Annotated in this window: 11 protein-coding genes; 2 read left to right on the forward strand and 9 right to left on the reverse strand. The window is 68.8% G+C overall.

The features are described 5' to 3' along the window. Positions 1-434 precede the first annotated feature (434 nt). Positions 435-1,496, forward strand: a complete 1,062-nt coding sequence (locus SD37_RS26820; RefSeq protein WP_044849904.1) for an ATP-grasp domain-containing protein — start codon at positions 435-437, stop codon at positions 1,494-1,496. 131 nt (positions 1,497-1,627) lie between these two features. On the opposite strand, the gene SD37_RS44125 is transcribed toward SD37_RS26820, so the two are convergent. The 5 genes from SD37_RS44125 to SD37_RS26840 all read right to left on the reverse strand — a co-directional run bounded on the left by SD37_RS44125 (position 1,628) and on the right by SD37_RS26840 (position 5,564). Further along, positions 1,628-1,756, reverse strand: a complete 129-nt coding sequence (locus SD37_RS44125) for a hypothetical protein (protein WP_256376516.1) — start codon at positions 1,754-1,756, stop codon at positions 1,628-1,630. A 366-nt stretch (positions 1,757-2,122) separates the two neighbouring features. Then, positions 2,123-2,350 carry a hypothetical protein gene (locus SD37_RS42815; RefSeq protein ID WP_145926740.1) on the reverse strand — a complete coding sequence of 76 codons (228 nt, stop codon included), beginning with the start codon at positions 2,348-2,350 and terminating at the stop codon, positions 2,123-2,125. A 957-nt stretch (positions 2,351-3,307) separates the two neighbouring features. Then, a complete protein-coding gene (locus SD37_RS26830) occupies positions 3,308-4,120 on the reverse strand; it encodes a class I SAM-dependent methyltransferase (protein ID WP_044849906.1) in 813 nt (270 codons plus the stop codon). A 14-nt stretch (positions 4,121-4,134) separates the two neighbouring features. Beyond that, complete coding sequence (locus SD37_RS26835) at positions 4,135-4,590, reverse strand: GbsR/MarR family transcriptional regulator (protein ID WP_044849907.1); 456 nt, start codon at positions 4,588-4,590, stop codon at positions 4,135-4,137. Positions 4,591-4,622: 32 nt separating this feature from the next. Beyond that, a complete protein-coding gene (locus tag SD37_RS26840; protein ID WP_065912993.1) occupies positions 4,623-5,564 on the reverse strand; it encodes an alpha/beta hydrolase in 942 nt (313 codons plus the stop codon). Between the two features lie 387 nt (positions 5,565-5,951). Between SD37_RS26840 and SD37_RS26845 the strand changes: the two genes are divergently transcribed. After that, a complete protein-coding gene (locus tag SD37_RS26845; protein WP_052674812.1) occupies positions 5,952-8,597 on the forward strand; it encodes a hypothetical protein in 2,646 nt (881 codons plus the stop codon). On the opposite strand, the gene SD37_RS26850 is transcribed toward SD37_RS26845, so the two are convergent. The 4 genes from SD37_RS26850 to SD37_RS26865 form a co-directional block, all read right to left on the reverse strand. Then, complete coding sequence (locus SD37_RS26850) at positions 8,581-9,192, reverse strand: LuxR C-terminal-related transcriptional regulator (RefSeq protein ID WP_044849909.1); 612 nt, start codon at positions 9,190-9,192, stop codon at positions 8,581-8,583. The two genes, SD37_RS26845 and SD37_RS26850, sit on opposite strands and share 17 nt — an antisense overlap. Before the next feature lie 121 nt (positions 9,193-9,313). Further along, positions 9,314-12,979 (reverse strand): nSTAND1 domain-containing NTPase, encoded by a 3,666-nt coding sequence (locus tag SD37_RS26855; protein WP_065912994.1) that lies wholly within the window; start codon positions 12,977-12,979, stop codon positions 9,314-9,316. 398 nt (positions 12,980-13,377) lie between these two features. After that, positions 13,378-13,788 carry a Dabb family protein gene (locus SD37_RS26860; RefSeq protein WP_044849910.1) on the reverse strand — a complete coding sequence of 137 codons (411 nt, stop codon included), beginning with the start codon at positions 13,786-13,788 and terminating at the stop codon, positions 13,378-13,380. Further along, positions 13,785-14,912, reverse strand: a complete 1,128-nt coding sequence (locus SD37_RS26865) for an MFS transporter (protein ID WP_044849911.1) — start codon at positions 14,910-14,912, stop codon at positions 13,785-13,787. Before SD37_RS26865 ends, SD37_RS26860 begins: the two co-directional genes overlap by 4 nt. Positions 14,913-14,935 lie beyond the last annotated feature (23 nt).

Here is a 14,935-nt window from a genome sequence, read left to right on the forward strand (position 1 = left end):
ATGGCCAGCATCTGTCACTCGCATGGACTAGGTCGGGTCGTACCACCGCACGCTCATGCCGAGATCCCGTACCGACGTGGCCACCCTGCGTGCCTACCCATACACCAAGGTCAAGACGTAGCATGGTGACCAGGCAGCAGGCGTGACACTGTTGACGACGCCGGTCCGGGGCAAGGCTCCCCGCTGCCGGTGGTCGCCGCAGTCGATTGGCCGACGCTGTCGTCCCTCCTCGGCTCTCCTCACCTGCCAAAGCCGGTTCCGGCAGGCCCAACTCACTCCACAGGAGACCCTCCATCACTGTTCCAGTCGTTCTGCCGCACACCGTCAGCGCTCCTCGTTCTCTCACCGATGTATACGGTCCCGGCATCGCCGTCTGCGCGCGCCCCGAACTGGCCGCCACCGAACCAGTGAACAGGCACCGCCACAGCCGTGACGTGGTCTCCGCGCGACCGATCGCGGTCGCGGCCGACACGCCGGTGATCTGCAGCGCCGGTGGCACGGACCCGGATTTGCTGGCGCACCTGCGTGACAGCGGCCTGCCGGTCGGCACAGACCTGCGCGAGTTCCGAAGCGAAGGAGAATTCGCCGCCCGCGTGACCGAAGCGATGTCCGACGGCCTGCTGTTGTCGATGGAGTACCCTCAGCCGACCACGCTCTGCCCGGACGAACGCGCGCTCAAAAGCGCGCAACTCGTCGGCTACTTGAACAACAAGGCCAGCATCACCACGTTGGTCGATCCGCGTTTTCAAGCGCACCGCAGCGTCGTGACCCGCGGGCAACTCGCGGAGGCGGCACCGGCGGAGAAGTCGTGGGTGCTCAAGGCCGCGACCAACGACGCGCACGGCGGCAGCCTCGACGTCTACCTGCACCGGGCCGACGAGCAGATCATGCTGCCGGCGTTCACCGACGTGCTCACCGAGTTCGTCGTCGAGGAGTACCTGCAGATCCTGCGTAACTGGGGCCTGCAGTTCTACGTGGGCACGGACGCGCGGGCCCGTCTGCTGGCCGTGACCGAACAACGCGTCGACACGACCGGGGTCTATACCGGCGGCAGATTCGGCGCGGTCACCGCTCCTCCCGTCGAACTGCTCGCCGAATGCCTGGCGATCACCCAGCGCGCGGCCGATGTCGGTTACCGCGGCCTGTGCAGCCTCGACTGCGCCCAAACCCAGGACGGTCAGCAGGTCGTGCTCGACCTGAACTTCCGGATCACCAGTGGGTCGATCCCGTTGCTGGCGATGCAGTCCGTCCGCCCCGACGCCCTCGACCGCCCCGCCGAGTCCGTGAAGCTGACCGTCGCCGGCGCACTCACCGACCTGCTCGCCGAGATACGCCCGGCATTAGCCGCCGGTGGCCTGCTCATCGTGGCCGGTCATGACACCGGCCGTACGGACAACCCATTCAGGCAAAGCACCTTGCAACTACTGGTCCTCGGCGACGACCCCGACGACGTGACGGCTCGACGCCGTTCTCTGGAGGAGAAGACCGGCCGGTGACGCTCAGCCGTGCCAGAGGGCGGGCGTGGTCCAGACGTCCCGCGGCGTCAATCCTGGCCGGCGCTCGTGTCGTCGCCCAGGGCGTGTGCGTTGTAGGCCAGCAGCTCCCAGGAGTGTCCGTCCGGGTCGTTCTACTTCGCCGAAAACGGCGAAGCGTCGTTCCGCGACATCGCCGCCGGGATCGCCCGGAAGTACGGCCTCGGCCCCGCCGAGGCGTGGGACATCGACGACGCCGTCGCCCACTGGGGAGAAGAACTCACCCTGTACGTTCTCGCCTCCAACAGCCGGATCCGAGGCCGCGCCTCCGCCGGACTCGGCTGGCGACCGGCACACACCTCCGTCTTGGACTGGATCCAGGACGATCTCGACTGACGCGTCGCGCGGGTGGTTTCCGGGACGGTGCGGATCACGACATCCACACCGCCCCGGAGCCGCCCTCGAACAGCCCGGATCATGGCCTTGGCGTGCAAGGGACTGACCACGGGACATGCTTCGGTGCCAGGGATGCCAGCCATCTATCCACATCGGACTTGACCGCGCTACGAACGGCGGAGCTGGCCCGAGGCACCCGACAACGCGCGGCTGAAACCAAGGTCACACCGCGGACGACTCTTCAGCCCGTCAATTCACGGCTTGCCCGCGGGACGGCCTTCGACCACCTCGGTGGCGCCTCGTTTGCTGAACGCCGCCCACAGGTTGAAACCCACCACCCCGACGCAGAGAACCGCCCACAACCAGACAAAGCCATTGCCGCGGCCGATTCCGCTGACCAGAACGAACACCAGCATCGCCATCCCGCCCACCGCCCCGAAAACAGCGACAGGTTTAGAGGGTTTCACGTTGTACGACGCCACCGATCGACTCCCCACATAGAACGAATTACGGCAAGACCGTGATGCCCTTATCCCCTACTGACCAAACGCAGCCGCCTTTGTGGACGCCGACGTTGATCCATTCGTACCAAGGCGCTGTGGCGAACGTCCGTACTCTTCGCGGCCCCGGGCAACGGGACCGCTGGGCGGTGAGCGCGACGTCGCGCGGATCCTCTGGGTTGGTGGTGTCCACTGGTTCGGTGTGGGCGGACTCCCGGACGTCGGCTTCGGCGATCGACCCCGCGCCGAGCATCTTGGTGATGAACGGCCTTTCGTTCGGATCAGTTTGAACTCCCCGCCGGCGGCCGGTTATAGAGGGGTAAGGCAAACGTGGCGCGATCGGGTCGCCGCCGTGAAGGTCCCCCTTGTCTGCCCTCACGGTAGTGAAGGAGGCCTTCACTACCGTGAGGTTGGCGAGGGGTTCCCCGAGGAGGCGGGGCGCGCCTCCTGACTGTCCATAAAGGACAGTTTCCAGCGACTCGGTGTCCGATTGATGTCGATCTGTGCGGTCCTGTGCGGGGTCGGGCAAACTGCCCAAGTCGGACATTGATCGCCGGGAAGGTGTCCCTTGTGGACACCCGTGGTCACGGCCCGGCTTCCGTCAGCCAGTCCGGACCCGCACCGGGACGCGCCACATTTGGCTTACCCCTCAAATAGTAGGGGTTATCCGGCCACGCGCCCGGTCACGTTCCGTGGCCCGGCAGAGGTCGCCTAGGCCCGTGGGGGGCCCGGCCGTCGGCTGGAGTGGTTTCGATCTGTCGATGCCAAGGCCGAGGGACCACCATGTCGCCAGTCTTGGGACCAACGAACACCAGCGCAGAAATGGAACGGGTTACTGTGCGGTTCGTTGGGCCGCAGCCGCGTTTCTGAACGACCACTCAGCGGTATGAGAGGGCGGGCAGGGTGTGCTGATGGTGTTGGCCGGGTGCCGTTGGTTGATCAGAATCGGTAGCGGAGTGTGCGGGTTCCTTGACGGGACAGGCCTGTGTTCAGGCTCATGAGGCGGGTGAGTGCGCGGAGGGGTTGGGGGAAGTAGGCGACTTCCGGGGCGCGGGTGAGGAGTTGCTCGTCGGTCAGGGCGAGGGCGGCGCCCCAGGTTTCGGGTTCGTGTGGGTTGTCGAAGCCTTGGGCGGCGGTGATGCCGAGGGTTTTGATGGTCGGGTGGTATTTCATTGCCCATGCGGCGAAGCGGGTGTAGCCGTTGAGAGCGAGTTCGCCGGCGGGGAAGTGTGTGGTCAATGCGCGCGTCATCTGCTGGAAGGTGTCGCCGGGCATGAAGGGCAGCAGGCCTTCGGCGACGATCATGGCGGGCCGGTCCCTGGGCAGCGCATCGAGCCAGCCGAGTGTGGTGAGGTCGGCGCCGAGGAGCCGGGACCGTTCCGGAAGGAACCGGGGGCGCAGGCTGATGATCTCGGGGAAGTCGATGTCGTACCAGTCGACGCCCGTGGGTGGGTCGCAGCGGAACACCCGTGTGTCGAGCCCGCAGCCCAGGTCGAGCACGATGGCGTCGGGATGCCCGGCGAGGAAGTTGACGACCGCCTGGTCCAGTTTCTTCGCACGAAGCGCGGTGCCGCAGATGAGGCTGGGTTTGACTTTGAGTTTGGCGAAGTCGTAGTCGATTTTCTCGGTGAGGTCGGCGGAGCGGGTGTCGCCGAGGATCGGGTGGGGCAGTTTGCTGTCCAGGGCCCTGGCGTAAAGGGTCAGCAGGGCGGTCTCCTGGATCGGGTCCAGGGTGAGGCGCTGGCGTTGCATGACGGATGTGTCCTTCAGGTTTTCAGGGGATTGCGGGCGGCGATGTCGCGCAGCCAGGTCAGGGACCGCTGGGCGGTGCGGATGCGTTCGACGCGGGCCCCTTCGCCGCCGGCGAGGGCGAGGCCTTGTTCGGCGATGTCGCCGAACGCGGCGAGGCTGTCGAGCTTGCGTTGGATCACCTTGTGCCAAGCGTCGTCTTCGATGCGGTAGTACGCGGTGCGGTCACCCGGCACGCGAACCTTGCGGATAAGCCCGATGGCGGTGAGGAATCGCATGTTCGAGGTCAGTGAGGCGCGGCTGGCCTGGATCGTCTCGGCGATCTGGCCGGCGGAGCGCTCGGGCGGCTCGCAGATCATCAGCAGGCCGAGGATGCGCCCGGTGATCGGCGGGAGCGCCCATTCCTCCACACAGAACGTGGCCACCCGCTCGACCCACCGCAGCATCTCGTCCTGGTTGTCCTGACTGGACACAGCGCTCCTCCTCGGCTGACTTTGTCGGGCCGTCACTGTGTCATGGCGGCCACCGACTCGTGGGTGGGCGTCGGGGTGACGGTGGCGAGCCGGGTCTTGCGCAGGTAGCGATCGAACCAGTCCACGGCCAGCGCCATCGCCTCGTCGAGGCCCGGACCGGTGTAGAGGCCGAGGACGTCGTAGGGCAGCACCTCGAGCCGTTTCGGCTCGCCGGCCTTGGCGAACGCGCTCTGTGCCTCCTCGAGCATGTGGTACGGGTCCCCCCCCCCGTTGGCGACCATCAGCAGCGGGGTGGGCGCCAGCCGCTGGATCAGGTCTTCCGGGGCGAAGGTGAGCAGGTGCTCGGTGGAGTCGAGTGTTTTCTCGTTGCGGTAGCTGGGGAACATCTCCGCGGCCAGGTCCGGCGTGTCTCGCACGGTCTCCCCGTCCAGGCTCAGGTGCGGGACCCGGGCGCTGTCCCCGCCCTCGTAGCGGCGCTGCCAGTCGTCGTCCAGCCGGTCGCGCAGCGCGTGCACACCGGCGCGGCCGAGCAGGCGTTCCAGGTACCGCCACCCGTTCCACACGCTGGGGCTCTGCACCACGACACACTTCACGCGCCGGTCGAGCACCGCGGCCTGCACCGCGACCGAGCCGCCGACGCTGACTCCCCACAGCCCGACCCGTGCGGCGTCCACCTCCGGTCGGCTCTGCAGGCAGGAGATCGCGCTGCGGAAGTCCTCGACCTGCCGCTGGGGGTGGTCCTGTCCCCGAGGCTCCCCCTCACTGGAGCCGACCGTGCGGTAGTCGATGGCCAGCACCGCGAAACCGGCACGTACGAAATACGGCGCGAACACGGCCAGCGCCTCCTTGACCATCACCCCGCTGTGCCCCAGCACCAAGCCAGGAACCGGGGTCTCCACCTCCGGCAGGTACAGGTCACCGGCACACCGGGTACCAAGGCTGTTGAACATCACCCGCTCGGGTCGCAGGACCATCTCCCCAACCTCTCCATGGGACTCATTGCTAGTTGTTTCAGTCTCGACTGAAACAACTAGCATGTCAACCCCGGCCTACGGCGCCGCACGCTCAGCCGATCTCGACGGCCATCCACGCGTCCACGGCGGGGAACCCCGAGACGACGCGCACCTGCGGCCGCGCGCACCGCGTGACGGCGTTGAGTCGTCCGCCGATCAAGGTTCCATCCCGTCATCGGCGAAAAATGGGCACGCGCACGATGACGGTCTTGGTCAGCCCAAGTCGCGCCTCTACGGGCGGCGCCCGAGGCAGCGAACGCCTGCCCGTTCGGCTGGACTTCTGGACCTTGGCGCCGCGGAGCCGCCGCGAAATCGTCATGTGGCCTGTCGATCGACCTGTGAGGCGTGATGATGAGACGTTGCTGGGCCGCGCTCGCGGTTTCACTGCTGCTGGCCATGGGAGTGGTCCCGGTCGCGTATGCCGAGGTCGCCGCGCATCCACGCCTGCTGCTCGACGCGGTGAAGCTCGGCCAGCTGAGGCAGCGGGCGCAGGCGAACGATCCCGCCTGGCTCGCGGTGCGCCAGAAATGTGACGGCTACGGGCCGGTGGAATGGCCTGATGGCAACGACTATCCCGGCGACAACGGGATCGGCGAGGGCTATCAGGGCGACGGGTACTTCGCGGCCATCGCGAACATCGGCCTGTGCTATCGCGTCGCGCAGACGGCTGATCCGGCGCGAGCGCAGGCGTATGGCGCCAAAGGGGTCGACGTCCTCGTGCACATGAGCGCGCCCGCCGGGGATCCGCACGCGCCGGATCCGCTGCGGAACGCCGGCTACGGCATCCGGTTCTTCGGTGTCGGGATGGCGCTCGGTTTCGATTGGCTCTACGAAGCCATGTCACCGAGTGAGCGCACGAGGGTGTACACCGCGCTCGATCGCTGGATCGACGCCTTCGAGAGTGGCGGGTTCGGCCGCAATCATCCGCAGGGCAACTACTTCGCCGGTTACTACGCCACGAAAGCGTTGGCCGCGCTGGCGACCGAGGGTGATGATCCGCGTGCGCCCGCGCAGTGGGCGGATTTCACCGGCCGGGTGCATGAGCGGTTCGTTCAGCCGTACTACACGGCGAACCTGGCGGGCGGGGGCTGGCCCGAGGGGCAGCAGTACGGTCCACTCGCGACGTTCAACATGCTGCTGCCGGTGGTGGCGGCCAAGACCGCCAAGGGGATCGATCTGGTGCACGGCTCCGCGCCGTTCGAGTTCGCCTCCGGTGCGGCGACCTGGTACCTGAACAACGTCTGGCCGAGCCTGCGGCGTGTCGACGACCGGGGCACCATGCGCGTGCGGCCGGAGCCCGCCGCCGCGCCGGTTCCGGTCATCACGCAGCTGGCCGGGATGCTGCCGGTCTGGGGTGATCCGCAGGCGCCCGCGTTCCACCGGTTCGCTCGTGAGGTGCGTGCGGCCAACCCCGGCACGTCACCCGACGGATTGTGGAGCGAGTTCCTGTTCTGGGACCCGAACGCGCCGGAGGCCGACTACCGGACCGGACCGCTCGCCTCGTACGCGCGTGGCATGGAGATGGCTTCGGTCCGTTCGTCATGGGACACGAACGCGACGATGGGTTCACTCAAAGCCGGGCCCTACACCAACAATCCGGACTCTTCGGAGGAGCTGTTCGACTCGGGCAGCCTGGCGGTCGCGCGGGGAAACCAGCCGTTCCTGGTCAACGCCACCGGTCAGCTCTTCCGTGGCAGTGCGGCGCCCGACGACTTCGTCTACAACGACAATTTCGGCTCCGCGTCGACCAGAGGTCTCTACAACGTGTTCTACACGGCCTCACCGACGCCGACCGGTCAAGGCACGAAGACGCGTGCCGACGGCGCCCGCACGCGGCTGAGCGCCTTCGACGCCGCGCAGGACTACGTGTTCATGCGGGCGAGCCGGCTGGAAGACATGTACCCGAGGGGCTCCGCCGCGCCGGCCATCTCGTCATGGACACGCGAAGTCGTTTATCTGCGGCCGAACCTGTTCGTCGTCCACGACCGCACGGCGACGGCCGATCCCGCGGTGGGCCAGTGGATGCGGTTCCACTTCGCCGGTGCGCCGACCCGCGTCGCCGACCCTGCGCCCGGTGTCAGCCGCTACGACATCGCGGGTGGCGGCTCGGTCAGCACGGTGCTGCCCGCCGGGCATCAGGAGCAGGTCACGCCCACCGTTTTCGGGGGCAGCGACGTCTCGCGCATCGACGTGAAGCCGTCGGCCGCCGCCGCGAGCAACCAGTGGCTCACGGTTGTCGACGCGGGCGGCACCGCGCAGGCGAGCCGGGTGTCCGTGCTCGAGGGCGCCGTACAGGGCGCCTTACTCGCCTCGCCCGATGGCACTTCCGCCGTGCTGAACCCGATCGGGGATACGCCCACCACCCCGATCCGGTACCGCCTCCCGGCGGGGACCACGCGCAACGTCATCACCGGACTGGCGCCGGACACCTCCTTCGCGGTCACGACCAGGGCCGACGCGGACGGCGTGATCGTCGAGGTCACGCCGGGAACCGGACCGCGCACGACCCAGGCCGGTGTGCTCGGCTTCACCACGAACGAGAACTGCCAGGCTTCGCCGGGCGGTGGCGTGTTCGTGTCGAAGCCTTTCCCTGCTCGCTCGGGCACGTTCGGCGCAAGCTGGGAGGTGACCCCGCAGACGGCGACGGCCGACGGCGCGGTCGGGCTGGCACCGGCGGCGACCACCCGGTGGAGCGGGCTGGCAGCCATCGTCCGGTTCGGGGCAAACGGCACCATCGACGCCCGCGACGGATCCGGCTACCCGGCCTCATCGGTCCGCTATGCCGCTGGTGTGACCTATCGCGTGCGAGTCGAGGTCGATGTTCCCGGTCAGCGGTACTCGGTCTGGGTGCAGGCACCCGGTACCGCCGAAGTTCTTCTCGCCCGAAGCTATCGGTTCCGCACCGAGCAGCAGACCGCGACGAGCCTCGCCGCGTCGGTGGTCGCCAGCGACGGCGACCGGGTCCAGGCCTGCGGGTTCACGGTACGTCCGTGAGGCAGAGGGCTTTGCGGGCCAGGTCCGCGGCGAGCGAACGGTCCTTGACGCCGAGCTTGGTCAAGATGACCGACACGTGGTTGCGCACGGTCTTCGAGCTGATTCCGAGCTGCCGCGCGATCGCCGGGTTGGGCAGGCCGGCGGCGAGCAGCTCCAGCACCTCGTGCTGCCTGCCGGTGAGCTGCGGGAGCGGGTTCCGCACCGAGTCCGGGTCGCCGAGCGCCGCGGTGACGTAGTCCGCGATCTTGGCGTCGAAGTAGGCGGCTCCGGCGGCGACGGAGTGGACGGCGCGCACGATTTGCGAAGGCGGCGCGGTTTCCAGCAGATAGCCCAGCGCGCCGGAGCGCATCGCCCTCAGCACCGAGACGTCGTTGCCGACCTCGGTGAACACGAGTACCGACGTGCCCGCGACTCCAGGCAGCGAACCCAGCCTGGCGTTGATGAGCAAGACGTCCGGACGCAAGCGGGCTGTCTCCCTCGCCGCGTCCGGCCCGCTCGTCACTTCGGCGAGAACCCTGATCTCACCGGAGAGCGCCTCGCGCAAGGCTGCTCTGGCGTGCTGACGGTCGTCGGCCACCACGACGGTCGTCGCCATGTTCCCACCCCGTTCCTCGGCTCTGGACCGAGCTTCGCGGCCGGGCGCGCGCACGGGCAGGGGTATGCCGTATCCCTTGCCGCCCGGATTTCGGGATACACGTTGTGACCAGCGGGAATCGTCAGGCGCACGGCGGGGAGTACGCGTAGTCGCCGAACTGCTCGGCCCACTCCTGGCGTGTGATCGGGGTGCCGGACAGCTCGCAGATCCGCCGCGCCGCGACCTCGATGTCGGTGTTCCAGAACCGGATGACGTGCTCGCCGGTCTCGGCCGCGATCCGCCTGCCGTCCGGAAGGAAGACGAGGTTGGTCACGGCCGCGCGCGGGCTCTGGAGGGTGGCGGTGAGCGCCGGGTGACGTGGGTCTGTGACATCCCAGAGCCGGGTGTCGCGGTCGGTGCTGGTCGTCACCAGAGTGCGATCGTCCGGGCTGAAGGCGACGTACCCCAGCGGCCCGGCGTGCCCGGCGATCGTGGCCGGTTCCGAGCGGTCGGCCAGGTTCCACAGCCGCGCGGTGTGATCGAGGCTCGCGGCGGCGAGCCTGCCCGCGTCCGAGCTGAACGCGACGCCCATGACGGCTTCGGTGAATCCGGACAGCTTCGCCACCTGCCGCGGCTTGGCGCGGTCGGCCAAGTCCCACAGCCGGACGGTCCGGTCACTGTTCCCCGAAGCCAGCTGCTTGCCGTCGGCGCTGAAGGCCACCGCGTTGACGTCGCGGAAATTGTCGGTGAGGGTGGCCAGCTTGACGGGTGAGCGTGGATCGGTGACATCCCACAGCATGAGGTCGCCGTTGTCGTCACCGGTGGCGAGTGTGCGGCCGTCCGGCGACCAGGCCACGGCGGTGGCCGTGTCCACGAAGCCGCGAAGCACGCCGAGCGCCACGGGGCGCGTCGGGTCGGCGAGATCCCAGAGCCGGACGGTCCGGTCTCGAGAGGAGGTGGCGAGCAGCCGGGCGCCCGGGCCGAACACCGTACGCTCGACGTCTTCGGCGTGACCGGACAGCGTCGACATCGGCGCCAGCCCCGACCAGTCCGTCCGCCAGAGCAGCACGCGCGCGTCCTGCCGGGCCGTGGTGGCGACGAGGCCGGAGCCCGCGTCGAGGGAAACAGTCTGAAGTGGACTGTCGTGCCCTGCGCGGTTCGACACCGGGAGGTGCCACAGGTACGAGCGGCCCGCGCTGCTCGCGGTGGCGAGCACGCTGTCGTCCTCGCTGAACGCGAGCGCGCGCACCCGGTTCGGCTGCGTCAGGCGGGAGAGTTCTCGGCGTGAAGCGACATCCATGAACCGGATGACGCCGTCGTTCGCGCCGACCGCGAGCCTGGTGCCGTCGCGGGTGAACGCCATACCCCGGACCAGCGCGTCGGGGCCGGGGAAGGAAGCAGGGGCGCCGATCTGTGTTCCGTCGACCGCGCAGAGCCAGAGCGAATGCGTTTCGTCGGCCAGCGCGAGCGTCCGCCCGTCACGGCTGAGCGTGAGCCCGCTGACCGGGCTGCCGAGCTTCGCGATCACCTGCGGCCGCGAGTCACGCGTGTCCCAGGCGATGACCTGCCCGTCCTCGCCGCCGGTGACGAGCAAGGGCGCCGTCTGGCTGAACTCGACCGTGTTGACCTCGCCGTCGTGCCCGCGCAGCGCGGTCGACTCGGCCGGGTGCCGGGGATCGCTCACGTTCCAAAGCCTGGTCGGCTGCTCCGCGGTCGCGGCGGTGACCAGCGTCTTCCCGTCGGGGCTGAACCGGACGGCCCGCGCGCCCGGTTGCAGCGGCGCGAGCCGTTCAGGACGGGCTGGGTCGGCGACGTCCCAGAGCGAGACGCCGCCGGACGCGGCCGTCGCCAGCAAGCGGCCGTCGGGACTGATCGCCAGGCCGGCGACCCGTCCGGCGTTCGGCAGGGTCGAGGTCGGCTCGGCGTGTTCGCCGTCCCACAGCTGGATCAGGCCGTCGCCCCCGCCGGTGACCAGCAGGTTCCCGTCCGCCCGCAGGGCGAGTGTGTCGAGCTGGTCGCCGCCGCCGTGCAGCCGGGTCGGGTACGGATCGGCGAACGTGCTCAGCAGCGCGCCGCGTGCGGCGGCGGTGTCGGCGATCCGGTACGCGGCCAGCGCCAGCTGCCCGGCCAACGACGGATCGGTGGCCAGCAGCGCGGCGGCGCGCTCTCCCGCCTGACGTGACGTCGCCTGGTCCCGCTCGGTCAACGCCTGCTGCCGCTGGACGATGGCGACACCACCGGCGATCGTGGTCAGCACGACGAAGACCGAAAGCGCGACGACCAATCGGCGCAGCCTGCGGACACCCTTGTGCTCTTCACGCTCACTCGCTGCCAGGAAGTCGCGCTCCAGGGCGGTGACCTCGTCGCGGTGCGCGCTCGCCCAGCTCCGCGCGCCCGCCAGCACGGTGCCCCGGTAAGCGAGTGAGGTCGCGCGTTCGTGCTGGTCCCACGTCTCGGCGGCCTCGGTGAGCCGCTGGCGCACGCGCAATCCCGCCCGGTCGGCGTCGAGCCAGCCACGCAGCCGGGGCCAGGCCCGCAGCAACGCCTCGTGGGTGATCTCCACCGTCGTGCGGTCGAGCACGAGCAGCCTGGCCGCCGCGAACGCCTCCATCGCGACCAGCGCGGCGTCCTGTTCGAGCAGTGACTCGCGGTCGGCGCGGCGGCGGGTGTCCCAGCCTTCGTCGCCTACCCGGACCAGGCGGAGCAGCAGTCGCCGGGCGACTTCTCTCGCCGTTTCGTCGAGCTGCGTATAGACGCGCTCGGCGGTTTCCGCGACGGCTCGGTTGATGCCACCGGTCAGTTCGTAGCCCGCGACGGTCAGCCGGTCCCCGTCGCGTTGCTGCCAGGTGGTGAGCAGCGCGTGGGACAGCAGCGGCAACGCACCCGGCTCATAACCCGCTTCGGTGATGCCGAGGTCTCGCAGCAGCAGTTCGACCAGGCCCGGTTCGACGGTGAGTTTGGCCTTTTCAGCCGGACGGGTGATCGTGTCGACGACTTCTTCGCGAGTCATCGCGCCGACGGCGAACTGATTGCGCGTGACGATCGCCAGCAATTCGGGGTACGCCAGGCAATGCGGGTAGAAGTCGGCGCGGACACCCAGCACGGTCGGCGTGTCCGCGCCGCACAGTGCCTTGATGACCGACTCGCGTTCGGTTTCGGACTCGCAGAGCGTGAAGATCTCCTCGAACTGGTCGACGACCAGCACCAGCCGGGTCCCGCCGGTGCCGAGCGCCACCCGCAGTGCTTGGCCGAACGTGCCTTGGTCGATCGCCTCACGCAGGTCCGCTTCGGACGCGCCGAGCGTTTTGGCGACGCCTTGGGCCAGCGCCTGCGCAGGCCGCGCGGTCGGGGTGAGCAGCAGTACCGGCCAGCTCGCCGAACCGGCGGCGGGCAGCGCACCTCGCGCGATCGAGGGCACCAGCCCCGCCTTCAACAGCGACGACTTCCCTGCGCCGGACGCGCCGAAGACCGCGAGCGGCATGCCGTCCGGCGAACTCGCCAGCCTCGCGACGAGTTCGGCGGTGAGCCGCTCGCGGCCGAAGAACCAGCGCGCGTGCTCCGGCTCGAACGCGACCAGCCCGCGATAGGGGCAGGCCGACTCGGACGCGACATCCGCCAGCTCGAGCAGGGTCCCCCGGGCGCCGAGCACCTCGTCAAGCCTGCGCGCCAGGTCGGCGGACGGCGGCTTGCGCTCGTTCTCGACGTTGCTCAGATAGCTTTTGCTGTAGTGCGTCAACGTCGACAGCGCGGACAGCGAGAGGTCGTTGGCCCGGCGCAGGCGGCGCAACTCGGCGGCGAACCGGTTCACGGAAGTGAGGCTAGCGTCTCGTCCCTGTTCTGGCTGACCTGGTTTCAGAACACGCGGTCTCGCTTCGGCCGGGATCGCACTCTCCGCTCAGGCCGCCGACCGGGTGACCCCGGCCGAACGACTCACCCTCCTACCGTCCTAAAAGGACCATGTTGCGAGAACCGCATGAATCCACCCGGTTCTTTTGAGAGATAAGCCGAACATGGCGTGATCGGCTCGCAGCTGTGAAGTTCCCGGTTCCGGAGGGGGTCGTGAGTGACAAAGAGCGTTAGAACGACACTTATCACTCACGACCCATCCCGAAACCGCGCCATATTTGCCTTACCTGTCAATAACCGTCGGCACCACTCACAATCCCGCATCGGCGCCGTTTGTACGGTGAAGCGCTCATCGGATGGTCAGTGCTTTCCGGGCGCAGCGCTGCCGCTGTACTCACCGAGGTCGGACACGAGCTGGGTCAGCTCGGGGTCGCCGTCGTAGCGCTTCTGGTGCAGTGCCGCGATCTTGGCACCCATCTCGGGGTCCGCGTCGTCGGTGATGTCGTACGACATGAACTTGTCGACGACCGGCAGGCCCACCCGGTCGGTGTTGCGGTGGGCCGGGTGGATGAGGTACTGCCAGTAGCCTTCGAGATCCTCGATGACGAACACCGCGCCCCACTCGTACTCGCCGCCGAAGTCCCGGCCGACGACGAACGACTTGACCGACGGGATCACGCGCCCCTGGTTGCGCAGGCTCTCCAACGCCTCCTCGACCTGTTCGGGCGAGGCGTCCGCGCGGAGAGTGAACCGATTGCCGTGGTAGATCATTTCTTCTCCTTCGTGACGAGGGCGCCGAGTGCGCCCACGGTGGTGAACACCCCGGTCCAGACGAAAGCACCGGCGATTCCGGCAGCCTGGACGAGAGGGGCGACGACGAGCGGCGAGAGGAACTGGCCGAGGAAGATCCCCGCCACGAGGCCGCTGAGGATCCGGCCGCGGTGCTGCGGGGCGGCCATCCCGGAGAGCTGGACGTTGAGGTGGGGCACGACGACGCCGACGCCGATACCGCCGACCAGCAGCCCCGCCACGATCCCGGCGACCGTGCCGGTGCCGGCGAGCAGCCAGCCGACGCCGAGCAACGCGATGCTCGACGCCGTGATGGTGCGCGGTCCCCATCGCAGCCGGGGAAAGACGAGCGCGCCGAGGACACTGGTCAGGGTGCTGCCCGCGATCACGACGCCCGTGACGCCAGGACCGACGCTCAGTTCGGCGAGCAGGAACGGCAGCTGTGTCGGCGCCATGAAGAACACGAGGGTCGCGACGAGTGCCACGGCGTAGATACCCAGTGCCTTCGCGGGCGGCCGGAACGCACCGCCCTGGATCTTCACTCGCGGCTCGTCACGCAAGCCTGCCAAGGCGGCCAGCGCGATGACCACGGCGACCGAGTAGAGCCAGAACGGCGCTCGCCAGTCGATCCCGGCCAGCACCCCCGCGAGTGGCAGGAACACCACACCGCCAAGGCTCGCGAACGCCTGCTGCAGCCCGAGGAACGCCGCCCGGCGCGGGCCGTCGAACCAGTCCGTGATCACCGTGCTGACCGCCGTCATGATGCCGCCGACGGCGAGCCCGAGCAGCGCGCGGCTGATCAGCAACACGGTCAGGTCGGTGATGAAGAAGCCGGCCGTGCCGCTCACCGCGTAGAGCAGCAGTGCCGTGATCAGGAGCGGACGGCGGCCGGTTCTGTCGGCGAAGGCGCCGGCCAGCGGCGCGCTGACCGCGATGGCCAGCGAGGTGATGGTCAGTGCCAGGCGTACCAGGACGTCCGCGTCGAACGCCCGGCTCATCGCGGGCAGGCTCGGCGCGATGATCGCGGCGGCCATGATGGTGAGTGTCGCGGCGCCGAGAACGGTCGCCCGTGCGAGTAGCGGAGGCTCGGTTCGTGTCGTGGTCACGCGTCCACACTGGCCGGGACTTA

Origin of the sequence: Amycolatopsis orientalis (assembly GCF_000943515.2) — a bacterium.
Taxonomy (GTDB): Bacteria; Actinomycetota; Actinomycetes; order Mycobacteriales; family Pseudonocardiaceae; genus Amycolatopsis; species Amycolatopsis orientalis.

What these genes read in the sequence shown, in the direction of transcription:
- SD37_RS26840 (WP_065912993.1), bottom strand. Translation starts at nt 5,564, where the DNA reads ATGGTCCTGCGACCCGAGCGGGTGATGTTCAACAGCCTTGGTACCCGG.
- SD37_RS26850 (WP_044849909.1), bottom strand. Translation starts at nt 9,192, where the DNA reads ATGGCGACGACCGTCGTGGTGGCCGACGACCGTCAGCACGCCAGAGCA.
- SD37_RS26860 (WP_044849910.1), bottom strand. Translation starts at nt 13,788, where the DNA reads ATGATCTACCACGGCAATCGGTTCACTCTCCGCGCGGACGCCTCGCCC.
- SD37_RS26830 (WP_044849906.1), bottom strand. Translation starts at nt 4,120, where the DNA reads ATGCAACGCCAGCGCCTCACCCTGGACCCGATCCAGGAGACCGCCCTG.
- SD37_RS26845 (WP_052674812.1), top strand. Translation starts at nt 5,952, where the DNA reads ATGATGAGACGTTGCTGGGCCGCGCTCGCGGTTTCACTGCTGCTGGCC.